Source organism: Asticcacaulis excentricus (genome assembly GCF_003966695.1).
Classification (GTDB): domain Bacteria; phylum Pseudomonadota; class Alphaproteobacteria; order Caulobacterales; family Caulobacteraceae; genus Asticcacaulis; species Asticcacaulis excentricus_A.
Genome location: NZ_AP018827.1, coordinates 328,049 through 341,936, shown reverse-complemented (window position 1 = coordinate 341,936; position 13,888 = coordinate 328,049). Strand labels below are relative to the sequence as shown.

The 13,888-nt window shown below is 61.4% G+C and carries 12 protein-coding genes; 2 read left to right on the top strand and 10 right to left on the bottom strand.

What is annotated here, in order from left to right; all coding sequences use genetic code 11:
- Positions 1-13: 13 nt before the first annotated feature.
- Positions 14-1,318, bottom strand: a complete 1,305-nt coding sequence (locus EM6_RS01700) for a leucine-rich repeat-containing protein kinase family protein (RefSeq protein ID WP_232037065.1) — start codon at positions 1,316-1,318, stop codon at positions 14-16.
- A 307-nt stretch (positions 1,319-1,625) separates the two neighbouring features.
- Here EM6_RS01700 and ggt point away from each other — a divergent pair, with 307 nt between their 5' ends.
- Positions 1,626-3,326: a gamma-glutamyltransferase gene (ggt, locus tag EM6_RS01695; RefSeq protein WP_126419788.1), complete on the top strand. Its 1,701-nt coding sequence runs from the start codon at positions 1,626-1,628 to the stop codon at positions 3,324-3,326.
- Positions 3,327-3,330: 4 nt separating this feature from the next.
- Positions 3,331-4,044 carry an NAD-dependent deacylase gene (locus tag EM6_RS01690; RefSeq protein WP_126419787.1) on the top strand — a complete coding sequence of 238 codons (714 nt, stop codon included), beginning with the start codon at positions 3,331-3,333 and terminating at the stop codon, positions 4,042-4,044.
- Here the strand turns inward: EM6_RS01690 and EM6_RS01685 are convergent.
- The 9 genes from EM6_RS01685 to EM6_RS01645 form a co-directional block, all read right to left on the bottom strand.
- Positions 4,017-5,213: a hypothetical protein gene (locus tag EM6_RS01685; protein ID WP_126419785.1), complete on the bottom strand. Its 1,197-nt coding sequence runs from the start codon at positions 5,211-5,213 to the stop codon at positions 4,017-4,019. The two genes, EM6_RS01690 and EM6_RS01685, sit on opposite strands and share 28 nt — an antisense overlap.
- A gap of 25 nt (positions 5,214-5,238) precedes the next feature.
- Entirely contained in the window at positions 5,239-5,778 is a 540-nt protein-coding gene (locus EM6_RS01680; RefSeq protein ID WP_126419783.1) for a hypothetical protein, read from the bottom strand.
- A gap of 33 nt (positions 5,779-5,811) precedes the next feature.
- Positions 5,812-6,975, bottom strand: coding sequence for a rod shape-determining protein RodA (gene rodA, locus EM6_RS01675; protein ID WP_126419781.1), 1,164 nt, complete (start codon positions 6,973-6,975; stop codon positions 5,812-5,814).
- A 7-nt stretch (positions 6,976-6,982) separates the two neighbouring features.
- Positions 6,983-8,962 (bottom strand): penicillin-binding protein 2, encoded by a 1,980-nt coding sequence (gene mrdA, locus EM6_RS01670; protein WP_126419779.1) that lies wholly within the window; start codon positions 8,960-8,962, stop codon positions 6,983-6,985.
- A complete protein-coding gene (locus EM6_RS01665; RefSeq protein ID WP_126419777.1) occupies positions 8,959-9,582 on the bottom strand; it encodes a hypothetical protein in 624 nt (207 codons plus the stop codon). The genes mrdA and EM6_RS01665 overlap by 4 nt, the downstream gene beginning before the upstream one ends.
- A 4-nt stretch (positions 9,583-9,586) precedes the next feature.
- Entirely contained in the window at positions 9,587-10,660 is a 1,074-nt protein-coding gene (gene mreC, locus EM6_RS01660) for a rod shape-determining protein MreC (protein ID WP_232037064.1), read from the bottom strand.
- A 200-nt stretch (positions 10,661-10,860) separates the two neighbouring features.
- Positions 10,861-11,904, bottom strand: a complete 1,044-nt coding sequence (locus EM6_RS01655; RefSeq protein WP_013479130.1) for a rod shape-determining protein — start codon at positions 11,902-11,904, stop codon at positions 10,861-10,863.
- A 189-nt stretch (positions 11,905-12,093) separates the two neighbouring features.
- Complete coding sequence (locus EM6_RS01650; protein WP_126419773.1) at positions 12,094-12,894, bottom strand: TVP38/TMEM64 family protein; 801 nt, start codon at positions 12,892-12,894, stop codon at positions 12,094-12,096.
- A gap of 132 nt (positions 12,895-13,026) precedes the next feature.
- Entirely contained in the window at positions 13,027-13,785 is a 759-nt protein-coding gene (locus tag EM6_RS01645; RefSeq protein WP_126419771.1) for a YebC/PmpR family DNA-binding transcriptional regulator, read from the bottom strand.
- Positions 13,786-13,888 lie beyond the last annotated feature (103 nt).

Here is a 13,888-nt window from a genome sequence, read left to right as displayed (position 1 = left end):
GCTCCCTCTTAGATCAGCCCGCAATCGCTGCCAGACTTTCAACAATTTCAGGGAACAGAGGGCGGTTTCGCGGCACATCGACACAGGCCGCCGTCAAGCGTTTCAAGGCCTCAGGTGCGTCGCATAGCCGCGTCAGTTCGTCCAGCAGGCAGCCGAAGGCGCGCACCTCCAGACGCTGAAGCGCCTCCGCCTGCGTGCGGTCCGCCGGGTCATAGGCCGACGCGGCGCCGAAATCCCCCAGACAGGCACGACCGCGACCGTCATGGAGAATATTATGCGCGTAAAGGTCGCCGTGCAGGATACCCCGACTGTGCAGATGAGCGGCGGCGCTCGCGATCTGCTGAGCGATGCCTAACGCCGTTCCGACATCAAATCGCACCCCGTCCGCATAGACGTCGCGCGTGCAGGTCTCAAAGTTCGGCGGCCCCGCCAACACGCGCCAGTCGGGATCAATGCGCTCCATCACCAGCGCGTCGCGTCCGTCCGGATGACCGCGCACCCTGCCCAACACGGGTATCAGGCCCTCATGACGCCCGGCGGCGACACAGGCGGCCATCTCGCTTTGGGGCAGGCCATCGCTGGTCATGGCCCCCTTGAATATCTTGACGGCGACCGGGCGAGAGAGGTCACCAGCCGACAATTGCGCCAGATGCGTGGTGCCCGACGCCCCCTCGCCCAGCACGTCACCCAGCGACAGGTCAGACCACGCGATGTCCGCTACCGGCACATGGGTAAGAGCCGCCTCAGCCCTCGCGGCGAACGGATTGCCAGCCAAGGCCAGCCAGGACAGGCGCGGCAACTGGCTCAGCCACACCGGCAGGGTTTCAAATTGATTGGCCGCCAGACGCACCAGTTCGAGCGCGCGACAGTTTTGCATGGCTTCCGGTAAAGCCGTGAGCCGGTTTCCGGCCAGCATCAGCTTTTGCAGAGCCACGCAGTCCCCCAGACTCTGCGGCAGGCTTTCGAGGCGATTATCTGTCAGGATGAGCCAGCGCAGGCGCGGCGGCAGGGCTTCGGACGGCACCTCACGGATGCGGCAGGATTTAAACCCGACCATTTCCAGCGCCTCGCAACGCCCCAGCACCGGCGGCAAGGTCTCAAACGGATTGTTCGAGCCGAAAAGGATTTTCAGGCGTTTCAGACGCGCAAAATCGTCAGGCAGGTGCGTTAACTGACTGCCGCCCAGATCGAGCACTTCCAGCGTGTCGGCCAGATCGTACAGCGCTTCGGGAAAGGCCGTCAGCCCGCTGAGCCTTACGTGTTTTGCGCCTGCAAGCGCGCCAGAACGGAGAGCGTCGAGCGTGTACATAAAAGTCATCCTGAAACCCTAACCGAGAGGTCTCCTAAATCATTATGATTTCTGGTAGAAACATAATGATTTAGATTTTGTTTAGCCCCTCGCCGGGTGCGGTCTCCGCCACCTTGGCCGCCGCCTCAATGGCGGCTTGAGCGGTATGATTCCAATAGAAATCATTCCGCTCAAGCATCTTTGAGGCTGACTCGCTGCCTTTGTTTCACGCGCTATCAGAGGCAAAAATTGAGCGCGCGTCTGTAAAGCTCTGGTGGCTGCGGTAATGCCCTCCTATAGTGCAGGTCTGTGTGTTTCATTTCGCGGAAGCCTCCCCATGCTGTCACGCCGCCTTGTCCTCGCCGCCACACTGGCCTTTGGTCTGAGCGGTTGCGCCACCTTTGCCCCCCGGCCTGCTGAGCGCTTCACTCCGGTTGTGGCGGCGGCCAATCCGCTGGCAGCCAAGGCGGGCATGGAGATACTGGAGCGCGGCGGCACGGCGGTCGATGCCGCCATCGCCGTTCAGGCCACCCTGTCTCTGGTCGAGCCGCAAAGCTCCGGCCTCGGCGGCGGGGCCTTCATGGTCTATTACGACCATAAGACGGGTCAAACCACGGCCTATAATGGCCGCGAAACCGCGCCGAAGTCCGCCGACGGCACCCTGTTCCTCAAGCCCGATGGGACACCCCTGCCCTTTGGCGAAGCGGTGGTGTCGGGCCGCGCCACCGGCGTGCCGGGGGCGGTGCTGATGCTCGACATGGCTCATGCCCAGCACGGCAAGCTGGCGTGGAAGGACCTGTTCCACACGCCGAAAAAACTGGCCGAGGAGGGTTTTGTCATTTCGCCGCGTCTGGGGAACTATCTGGCCAGCAGCCGCTTCCCGCAAAGCCAGACGCCCGACGTGAAGGCCTATTTTGGTGACGGCAGGGGTGGCATTAAAAAGACCGGCGATGTGCTGAAAAACCCGGCCTATGCGCAGACCCTGCGCACCCTGGCCGACAAGGGCGCGGTCATCTTCCGCGAAGGGCCGCTGGTCGAGGCCATGATCGCCAAAACCCACGAAGGCCCCCTGCCCGGCGATCTGCAAGCGTTGGATTTCAAGACGTATTTCCCGAAGGCCGGGGCACCGGTCTGCGACACCTATCGGGTTTATATTATCTGCGTTCCGGCTCCGCCCTCGTCGGGAGTATCGCTGCTTCAGGCGCTGAAGATCGTTGAAGCCTTCCCGATGAACGACTACGGGGTCAATGATGCGCGCGGTTGGCAGGTGATTATTGAGGCCGAGCGGCTGATGTATGCCGACCGCGATCAGTATGTGGCCGACAGCGATTTCGTCAGCGTCCCGATAAAAGGCTTGCGTGACCCGGCCTATGTGCGCAGCCGTGCGGCCACCATCACCATCGGCAAGGCGTCGCCCGCCCCCACCTATGGCACGCCGCCCACCGCCGTGGCCTGGGCGAAAGACGCGACGCAGGAGCCCGCCGGGACCACGCATTTCGTCATCCGTGACCGCTACGGCAATGCCGTATCCATGACCACAACGGTCGAAAGCCTCTTCGGCACGGGTCGTATGGTCGGCGGGTTTTTCCTGAACAATCAACTTACCGACTTCTCTTTCACCCCGGTGACGAAGACCGGTCAGAAGGTCGCCAATGCGGTCGAAGGCGGTAAGCGCCCGCGCTCCTCCATGTCGCCGGTGCTGATTTTCGATAAGGACAAGCGCCTGATCGGCATGATCGGATCACCCGGCGGTTCGTCCATCCTGTCCTATAATCTCAAGGCGCTGGTGGGGATGCTCGACTGGAATCTCAGCGTGCAGGAGGCCGTCGCCCTGCCCAACGTCGTGGCCAACCCGACGGCCATCCGCATCGAGGCGGGCCTCAAACCGGAGGTTCTGCAAGGGCTGAAAGACATGGGCTATACGATTCAGGAGGTGCAGGGCGAAAACTCCGGCCTGCACGGCGTCATGTTCCGCAACGGCGGCATCGACGGCGGAGCCGATCCGCGCCGCGAAGGCGTGGTGCTGAAAGGGCAATAAGGCCGTGCGGCCCTCAATCGTCATCCTCACCGGTGCCGGCATTTCGGCAGAGTCGGGCGTGCCGACCTTTCGTGCCTCCGACGGGCTGTGGTGCGGGCACCGCGTCGAAGCCGTCGCCACCCCCGAAGGCTTTGAAGCCAATCCGGTGTTGGTCCACGACTTTTATAATCATCGCCGCGCGCAGTTAAAGGACGTGGCTCCCAATGCGGCGCATCAGGCTTTGGCGCGGCTCTCGGCGGCCTATGACGGCGACGTGCTTCTGGTGACGCAGAATGTCGATGACCTGCACGACCGGGCGCACCGAGGCGTCACACCGAAACGGGGCTTTGGCCTGATCCACATGCACGGTGAACTGCTGCGGGCGCGCTGCGTCGAAACGGGCAAGACGTGTGACTGGAGCGGCGACATCCATATCGATACCCCCTCGCCGTTTGGTACGCTGGGCCTGCGCCCGGACATTGTGTGGTTCGGAGAAATGCCGTTTCAGATGGAGCGCATCTACGACGCCCTGTCAGGCTGCGGCCTGTTTATCTCCATCGGCACGTCGGGCAATGTCTATCCGGCAGCGGGGTTTGTGCAAGAGGCCACGCGCGCCGGGGCGCATACGGTGGAACTGAACCTTGAGCCGTCGATGGGCGGCAACCTGTTCAGCGAACACATCTACGGCCCCGCTACCGAAGTCGTCCCGGCCTATGTCGAAGGTTTACTCTCGGCCTGACAGGGGCAGACCTCGTACCATTCCCAGCCCAGCCGCCCCGGATGGAGATGAACGCACAGACGACCCCCGACGGGCGTTTTGTCGTAAAGCGCCTTTGGGACATCGACGTCTTCGGTGCCCGTCTTGGGTCCCCACGCACCGATGGTCAGGGTGTAGTCGGAACCTTCGCCGCGCGCCACGACCTCCACGGGGATGATCTTCGGTCTGGCATCGTCGAAATACCAGTTGCCGAAGCTCAACACACCGGCAAACCACGCGGCATAGAGGGGCCAGGCGAACAGATCAACGGCTTTAAAAGACGGATGCTCAAGGCGTCTGATCACTAGAAACGCCACCATTCCGGCCAGTCCTGCGGTCACCAAAAAGGCCGTCCAGTCGACAAAGTCACCCTCCGCACACGCTCGCAACGCCAGAATCACTGAAGGTGCGATGGCCAGACCGCCGACATGCACCCGATTATCCTGGGCAATGTCGTGCAAGGCCCACCGGCGGCGGTTCAGGATCGCAAGGACGACGATCAGCAGGCACACACCTGCCAATGCGCCCATGCACCACGGCAAGGGCCGGGGCCAGAGCATCCCCCACAACGTCAGTCCTGATGTAAGGCAATATGCCCATTGAACACAGGTTTGGTCCCGGCGCGCGCGCCGTTCACGGATGTCGCGCGCAGGGCCATAGGCGGAATTTTCAAACAGGCGCTCGGCGACTTCTTTCGCCTCGTTTCTGTCGAGATTTTCTATGCCGGCAAACCAGCCGTCCAGAACATCATCGCGAGCCCCAAATATCTCTACGGTGCAGGTCCGGCCATCCTTCAGGACTATCGGGAGATGGATGTGTTTCGCTGACCCGCTCGCGATTTTTATGCCGCTTATGTCGTCCCTGCGCACCTCGTAACGACTCCACGCGGTCTGACAGACAAGCCGGTCGGGATAAAGCGCGAGGCTGGCGCGCAGAGTTTCCACGAGCCAGATCACACCGGAGATCAGGAAGAACGTGGAAATCGCAGGCCACGCAAACCGGGTGAACCAATCGCCATCCGGCTCTCGCCATTCGATCAGGCCAAGATAAAACCCTCCGGCCGCCATACCGAGGAAGATCAGGCCAAGCCCAATAATCGCAAGACGCGTCGAACCGCGATAGCGGTAGATCCGCGGGTAAGACACCGTCACTTCCCCCTCCCCCAATGCTGCCCCCTTAAAACACCCGCACTGCCGTGCAGCCGTTCATCTCGATCAGCAGCAGCAGATCGATCAGGGCCTGCACCGGGGCGGTACCAAAATCGACGTGCAGGTGGTCGGCATCGACCAGCAGCGAATGGATATGGCCGGAAAAGCGCGAGTCCAGATCGACATTGCGGTCTTCCGGATCGAACCAGGTTTCAAACCACGCCTCCAATCCCTGAAGCGTTTCCGGCGCACCGGTCAGGGTCAGGTTCATCTCGTGCCAGTCGAGCGCTTCGACCGTCATTTCCAGCTCATTCAGCGTCACCACTATGGGGTCAAAAGCCACCTCTTCATCGGGCGACAGTTCGACGATCTGCGGCGCGTCGTCCTCCGCCGGGCCGGTCATATAGTCGGCGCAGTAAAGCGACCGGTAAAGTCCGGCCTCGACCGAAACCTCCAGCTTGACCTCGGCCACGCCGCCGGGATGGGCCTTGGCTTGCACATCGGCAAAGTGCGCAAATTGCCCCACATAGGAGTCGCGCGCCAGTTCGATCAGTTCTTCAAAATCCATAGTCTGTTTCTTTCGCGCCTGCCGGAAGCGCTTTTATTCAAAATGCGACAGGAAGGACTGGGTGCGCGGCAACTCCTGATAACGATGCACCTTTACCCCCATAACCAAGCCAAAGCCAATCATCACCGTGGTCATGACCGAGCCGCCATAGGACAGAAGCGGTTGCGGCACACCCACCACAGGGGCCAGCCCCATCACCATGGCGCCGTTGATCAGCACATAGAGCGCGAAGGTCGCCGTCACCCCCGCCGCCGCCAACCGCCCGAAGTGCGAATGCGATAAGGAGGCAATACGCAAGGCCATAAAGATAGCCAGCGCATAGAGGGCAAACACCGTAAACGCCCCAAGGAACCCTAGCTCCTCACCCACTGCCGCCAGAATAAAGTCGGTGTGTTTTTCCGGCAGGAAGCTCAGTTGCGACTGCGACCCCAGCCCCAGCCCCTTACCCAGCAAACCACCAGAGCCAATGGCGATCTTGGATTGCAGGATGTGGTAACCGTCGCCGGACGGGTCGGCTTCGGGATTGAGGAAGGTCAGGACGCGTTTGCGCTGATAGTCGTGCATCACGAACAGCACGAAGAACGGAATGGCGACCGCGCCGCCCACGGCTGCGGTGCCGATAATGCGCCAGTCGAGCCCGGCCACGATCATCACCGTAATCCCGGTCAGAAGGATCAGCATGGCCGTGCCCAGATCGGGCTGGTGCGCCACCAGCAGCACAGGGGCCATGATCATGGTAAAGGGGATCAGCAGCTTCCACGACAGCACCGCGTCCTTGGTCCCCGCTTCATGATACCAGCGCGCCAGAGCCATCACGATAGACAGCTTCATGAATTCAGACGGCTGCATGGAGAAGGACCCGATTTCCAGCCAGCGCTGCGCCCCCATACGCACATCCCCGACCAGTTCCACGGCCACCAGCAGCAGCAGCGATACCCCATAGGCCGGATAGGCCAGCAACATCCACCAGCGCAGATCGACCAGGGCCAGCACGATCATGAAGAGGAAACACAGGCCAAAACGCAGAACGTGATTGTAGGCCCACGGCTCCCACGACATGCCGCCTACCGAATAGAGGACCAGCACGCCGATGCCGGCAATCAGCGACAGCACCAGCGCAAAGCCCCAGTCCACCTGAAGCAGCTTGATGTCATAACGTTCGCGTTCGCCCCGCCGGGTCATTGCGCTTTCGGCCATGGAATCCTCAGGGTACGGGAGGGATGTATTCGTTGCTTTCCGGCGCGACTTCGGTGCTTTCGACCTCAGGCGGCGCGGTTTCGGCGGCTTCGACCGGCTCCGGCGGCGGCGGCGCGACGATACGCGCCTGAAGCTCAGGGTCTTTGAGCAGGGCCACCTTCATGATCTCACGCGCCTTCGGAGCGGCGAAGCGACCCCCGGCGATACCGTGCTGCACGATGACCGCCATGGCGTAGCGTGGATTATCGACCGGCGCGTAGCAGACGAAAAGGCCGTGGTCCTTGTTCTTCCACTGCGTCGCCTTGCGCGTGCCGGCGCGGTCATAGTTGATGACCTGCGCCGTACCCGTCTTGCCGGCCATCTTCATGTCACCCAGATTGAGCTGAGAGTTACGAAACGCCGTGCCGTCCGCGTCGTTGGACACCATCTCCATGCCGTCGCGCACGATCTGAATATGCTCCGGCGGGATACCCAGCGGCTTGAAATCAAAATCCTTATCTACCGCCCCGATCTTCTTGATCAGGTGCGGCGTGACGGCCTTGCCACCATTGGCGATGCGCGACACATAGACGGCCAGTTGCAGGGCAGACACCGTCGTATAGCCCTGCCCGATGGCCACCGACAGGGTTTCACCGAGATGCCATTTGGGGTCCTTGGGACGGTTACGGGTGCCATCGAAATAGTTCCGTTTCCATTCGGTCGTTGGCACAAGACCGGACTTCTGCCCCTCGATCTCCAGATCGAACAGCTCGCCCAGACCCAGCTTGTGAGCCATAGCCGCGATGCGATCCACACCGGGGCGGTTGCACATGTGGTAGAAATAGGTGTCGCACGAAAATTTCAGCGCATGGCGCATATCGACAGCCCCATGCACGCCGTGGCAACGGAAGGTGCGGTTACCGTAACGGTAGGAGCCGCGGCAGACCACCTTCTCGGTCGGGTCGATACCGTAGTCGAGGAAGGACAGGGCCGTCGCCATCTTGAAGGTCGAACCCGGCGCAAAGGTCGAGCCAATCGCCTTGTCCAGCAGAGGACGCCGCTCATACTCGTTCAGCAGCTTATAGGCCTTGGACGAGATACCCGACACGAACAGGTTGGGATCGAAGGACGGCGCCGACACCATGCACAGGATTTCGCCCGTGTGGATGTTGAGCAGCACCGCACTGCCAGAATCCTGTTCGAACACCTCAAGCGCGCGCGCCTGCACCTCGGCATCCAGCGTCAGCGTAATGTCTTCGCCCGGTGTGGGCGGGCGCGTGCCATCTGGGTCTTCGGCAACGATGTTACCGCGCGCATTAACCTCGATCTTCTGGGCCCCCGCCACGCCGCGAAGCTGCTTGTCAAAGGCCTTTTCCACCCCCTGCTTGCCGATGCGAAAGCCCGGATGCAGCAGAAGCGGATCGGGGTTTTCTCCTTCGGCCTCAAGGTCCTTTTCGGAAATTTTCGAGACATAGCCCACGACGTGCGAAAAGGCCCCGCCATAGTGATAGACGCGGATTTCGTCCATCACTGCCTGCACGCCGGGGATTTCGGCGGCAAACAGATTGACCCGCGAAAACTCCTCCCAGGTGAGGTCAGCCGCCACCACAGTGGGCACAAAACGCTGCGACTGGTTGATATCGCGCACGATGCGGCGGCGGTTGTCCTGCACCTGCGGCAGGACGTAGGAAATCTGATCCAGCGTGTCGTCGAGATCGTCGATTTCATTGCGGATGATCAGCACGCGAAACGACGGACGGTTCCCGGCAATAACATTGCCATTGCGGTCCAGAATCTTGCCACGCGGTGGCGGCACGACGCGAAAATTGAACTGATTGGCTGCCGACAGGCGCTTGTACTTGCCGCCCTGCACGATCTGAAGCAGCGCCAGTTGCCCGCCCAGCGCAAAGATACCCAGCGCTGTCACGCCGCCCATCAGAAAGATGCGGCGATGGAACGTCCCCTGCTTCTCGTTAACGTCCTCAAAAAAGATGGAAGGTTCGCTCAATTGAACCTCACATCGCTGTTGAGAAAGCGCTCAAGCAGGATCAGCACCACGACCACCAGACACCAGGTGGCCAGCATCTGTTCAAACACGCTGATCAGGCGCGGCACAACACCGGAATCGAGCGTGGTCATGATCACGCCGAGCGTAAAAAACAACAGAACAGCAAGGGTATAGGCCCCAATGACCACCCAAGTGTCCTGCCCCACAATATAGCTGCGGATGATCAGCGTCGCCGCGTGGACCGCCATCAGGCCAATGACGTAGAAGCCGAGTGGCGCGCCCCAGAAATAGTCGAGAAACAAGCCCATCAGGCCCAGCAGGACCGGCGCGATAAAGCTGGGGCGGATCAGCGGCCAAGCAAAGGCCAGCGCCACAGGCCACACCGGTTCCGGCAGATCGAGCCCAAACGGCAAAGGCAGGTCGGTGGCCAGCACCAGCGTCGCCAGAACCGCCAACAGGGCCGGATAGAGCAACCAGTCCTGCGGCCCGACTATGCCCCCGGATCCGCGACGCGGTGTGCGGTTTTCAAACAGCGCCTTGTACAGGCGCGCGCGGCGGCTGGCCGACGGCGTCATGCTGCGGGTGGACGATGAGCGGGGACGGCGTTGCGGAGCCAGCATGGCCTCAGCCTCCGCTGACGCTGGCGGACGAGGCCGACGCCGGCGCCTCAGGGGCCGGAACGGGTTGCGGACGTGGCGTCTGTGCGGCGGGGGACGACACCGGCGTCGGGCGTGGCCGCGCAACACTGACCGGATTGGCGCTGGAAGCGGCAGAGCTGACGGCGGCTCCGCTTGCGGACACGGTAGCGCTTGAGGCGCTGGCGCTGTGCGTGGTCGCGGCCGCCGTCGGGGGCGGTGGCGGCAGCACGTCGGTGACCAGCGGCGTGCGCAGCACCTCTTCGGCACGCGGAAGCTGGCTGAAATCCTTGAACTTCATGACCTTGACCAGATCAACGGGTCCGCGATTGGTATAAAGGTCAACGCGCCAGACGCCATCGACGCCGCGACGGGCCTCCCCTACCGGCAGGCCACGCGGGAAGATGCCGCCGTCACCTGACGTCAGTATCTGATCGCCTTTTTTGAGCACGTCCGGCCCGCCACGCACAAACTCCAGACGCGGAAACCCGCCCCCGTCGCCCACCATCATGGCGCGTGCGTCGGTGCGCGCCACCATGACCGGCACACGGCTGACGACATCGGTGACCATCAGCACGCGGCTGACGTCCGGGCTCACGCCCACCACACGGCCAACCAGCCCGTGTTCATTAATCACCGGATTACCAAAGGCGAGGCCTCTGGATGACCCCGCATCAATCAAGCGATTGTTGTTGAACGGACCGCGCGATACCGACACCGAACGCGCCGAGACGCTTTCGACTTCGGGTTCGGTACGCAGATTGAGCAGAACCTCATAGCGGCGGTTCAGTTCCCTGGCCTTGCGATACTCGTCGCGATAGCGCTCCAGCTCGACAATCTTCTGTTTCAGGACGCGGTTTTCGCTGACGGCGAAGAAATAGTCCTCGATGCCATTGGTGCGGTCGCTGACGAAGTGCGCCGGGGAGGACAGAAGATTGTTGCTTTTGGCAGCCGCCCGGTCGAAGCCGGCCCTGTTGCCATAGGCCGCCGCATCCAGCCCCCCGCGCCGGTCACCCAGAAACAGCAATGCCGCGACCACGCAAATGGCGGCGACAAGGATCATCACTCCCCACGTAATGGGCAGTTTCAGATGTTCAAAAGGCTGGTTATCCCCGTATCGCACGCTGACTTCCCTCCGGGCCCACCCGGACCCTCACTCAGAGGACAGATACTGCAAGTTTCGGTCCGAAACTATCAAGGAAATAGTAGACGGTCTGATGACAGGGCCGACAATTTTTCGGCCCCGCCCTCACCTGTTCAGGCTCAGAACATCGTCGAGTCGAGGATGCCCTTCATCCAGCGCGGATGCTCAAGCACCTTGCCGCAGCCGATGGCCACACACGACAGGGGGTCTTCGGCGATCGTCACCGGCAGGCCCGTCTGATCACGGATTTCCGAGTCAAGCCCGCGCAGCAGCGCGCCACCACCGGTGAGCATGATGCCCTTGTCCGCGATGTCGGCGGCCAGTTCGGGCGGCGTGGCTTCCAGCGCCACCTTCACGGCCTCGATGATCTGAGCCACCGGTTCGGCCAGCGCCTCAGCGGCCTGACGCTCACTGATGCGCACTTCACGCGGGACGCCCTGCATCAGGTCGCGGCCCTTCACTTCGATGGCCAGGCCTTCGCCATCGTGCGGGACGCGGGCGGTGCCGATGTCCTTCTTAATGCGCTCAGCCGTGGTTTCACCGATCAGCAGGTTGTGATTGCGGCGCATGAAGTTGGTGATGGCTTCGTCCATCTTGTCACCACCGACGCGCACCGACTTGGCATAGACAACGCCCGACAGCGACAAAACGGCCACTTCGGTGGTGCCGCCGCCGATATCGACGACCATCGAACCGGTCGGCTCGTGGATAGGCAGGCCAGCCCCGATGGCCGCGGCCATGGGCTCAGGCAACAGGCCGACGCGACGCGCCCCGGCGTTCAGGCACGAGTCATTAATGGCGCGACGTTCCACAGCGGTGGCGCCCGACGGCACGCAGACAATAACCTTCGGGTTTACAAAACCCTTGCGATTGTGCACCTTGCGGATGAAGTACTTGATCATCTCTTCGGCGACTTCGAAATCGGCGATGACGCCGTCACGCATCGGACGGATGGCTTCCATGTGGCCCGGCGTGCGGCCCAGCATCTGCTTGGCCTCGATGCCCACCGCGTGCACCACCTTGCGCCCGCCCATATTGCGCAGCGCCACCACCGACGGCTCATTGAGCACGATGCCGCGCCCCTTCTGATAGACGAGCGTATTGGCCGTGCCGAGGTCGATGGCGATATCATTGGAGAAGCTGCCGAAGAAGGGCTTTAACATTGAGCACTACCACGAGAAATTTGTCTGGGAGGTGGCCGGGATACCGGCGGCGCGTACGCCCCGTTAAGGGCGTCGCGCCGCGAAAACACGCGCCGTCCGCAAGGGGAAAACTCCCTTGCCCTTATCTCGCGTCAATTTCAAGGCTTTCAAAAAAAAACTTCGAATCACCTTGAAACGCATAACGGTAAACTATTGATTTTGGTCAGTCTCTCCCGCGGCGCTGCGGCCTTCGCGCCATTTGGTGATCAGGTGTCTGGCCAGAATGACAACGCCAAGCCAGGCCAGCCCGATCAGCGCGATCAAGGCGGTGCCCTTCCATTCGTCGCCCTCGACGATGCGCGTAAAGACATTGCCAAACAGCGCCACCAGCGCCGTCTTGGGTATCGAGCCCAGCGCCAGCCCGAGTATGAACCCGGTGAACGGGGCTTTGGACACGCCAAAGGCCATGTTGACAATGATGAACGGCGCCGAAGGGACGTTGCGCACGATAAAAGAGGCCGAAAAGGCGTTTCGGCCGATATAGTCCGACAGCCGCCCCAGATGCCCGCCGCCGATGCGGTTGAACGTATCCGCCCCGATAATCCGGCCCGTATAGAAGGTGATGGCCCCGGACACGACAGTCGCCACCCACGAATAGAAGAAACCCAGCCACGGCCCGAAGGCCACCACACAGGCCGCGATCAGCACAAACTGCGGCGCGCCGATATAGGCCGACAGCGTAAATACGGCGATGACGATAAAGATACCCCAGGGGGAATCCCTGTATTCGGCCATCCATAGCTCGAATTCGTGCGTCACCTCATGGCCGAAGTCGGTCTTGCCGATCAGGAAAACCACGCCAATCATGGCAAACAGAGCCAACGTCACCCAAATGGCGCGCACCGTCTTGGCATCCATCTCAAACAGGAACTGGCAGCAGCGCCGCCACAGAGGCAGCGGGCTGTTGGCGGCATCGCGCCCCGGTTTGGAAGGATCAGGCGTTTCAGTCATGAGGTGCCTATGTGCGACGGCGCGCAATCGAAATCAATATGAAGAGGCAAAGTTAGGGCAAACTCTACGCTCAAAATTTCTGGCGTGGCCTTATTCAAACAAAAACCCCTCCGTTTCCGGAGGGGCTGATGATCAGGCGCTGAGCGCTTCCATCTCTTCGTCCGAGATGTCGAAATTGGCATAGACCGCCTGCACGTCGTCATCATCATTAAGCGCATCGATCAGCTTCATCAGCGTCTTGGCCGGCTCGCCAGTAATGGGCGACAGGGTCTGCGGCTTCCAGATGAACTTGGTGGACTTGGGATCGCCCAAAAACTTGGCCACGGCTTCGGTCACGGCGTTGAGGTCTTCGTAAGCTGTGAAGATAAGGTGGCCGCCATCTTCCTCGTCCTCATCGGTTTCGACATCGGCCGCCCCGGCTTCGATCGCCGCTTCCATGATGGCATCAGCCGACCCGGCCTTCAGCGGGTACTCGATCTGGCCCATGCGGTCCCACATGAAGCTGACCGAACCGGTTTCGCCCAGATTGCCGCCGAACTTGGTAAAGTAAGAGCGCACATTGCCGCCGGTACGGTTGCGGTTATCGGTCAGGGTTTCGACGATGATGCCGATGCCTTGCGGCCCGAAACCTTCGTAGCGGATTTCTTCCATATTGTCGGATTCACCGGCCGCCCCCTTCTTGATGGCGCGGTCGATATTGTCCTTCGGCATGGACTCGGCCTTGGCGTTGTTGACCGCCAGACGCAGGCGCGGGTTCATGGCCGGGTCAGGCATACCCGACTTGGCGGCCACGGTGATGTCGCGCGCCAGCTTGGAAAACAGCTTGGAACGGGCCGCATCGGCGCGGCCCTTCTTGTGCATGATGTTCTTGAATTTACTATGGCCAGCCATGGATTCACTCACGTAAAAGTTCGGCGGAGCCGAATCTTTTACGTGGCTCCATAAGGCGAAAAATCTCTCGGGGCGGCCCGTCGAGATTTTTCACATGATTGTT

Coding starts and splice junctions, on each gene's coding strand:
- EM6_RS01680 (WP_126419783.1), bottom strand. CDS start 5,778: ATGGATTTTGAAGAACTGATCGAACTGGCGCGCGACTCCTATGTGGGG.
- EM6_RS01650 (WP_126419773.1), bottom strand. CDS start 12,894: ATGACTGAAACGCCTGATCCTTCCAAACCGGGGCGCGATGCCGCCAAC.
- rodA (WP_126419781.1), bottom strand. CDS start 6,975: ATGGCCGAAAGCGCAATGACCCGGCGGGGCGAACGCGAACGTTATGAC.
- EM6_RS01645 (WP_126419771.1), bottom strand. CDS start 13,785: ATGGCTGGCCATAGTAAATTCAAGAACATCATGCACAAGAAGGGCCGC.
- EM6_RS01655 (WP_013479130.1), bottom strand. CDS start 11,904: ATGTTAAAGCCCTTCTTCGGCAGCTTCTCCAATGATATCGCCATCGAC.
- EM6_RS01700 (WP_232037065.1), bottom strand. CDS start 1,318: ATGACTTTTATGTACACGCTCGACGCTCTCCGTTCTGGCGCGCTTGCA.
- ggt (WP_126419788.1), top strand. CDS start 1,626: ATGCTGTCACGCCGCCTTGTCCTCGCCGCCACACTGGCCTTTGGTCTG.
- mreC (WP_232037064.1), bottom strand. CDS start 10,660: ATGATCCTTGTCGCCGCCATTTGCGTGGTCGCGGCATTGCTGTTTCTG.
- EM6_RS01665 (WP_126419777.1), bottom strand. CDS start 9,582: ATGCTGGCTCCGCAACGCCGTCCCCGCTCATCGTCCACCCGCAGCATG.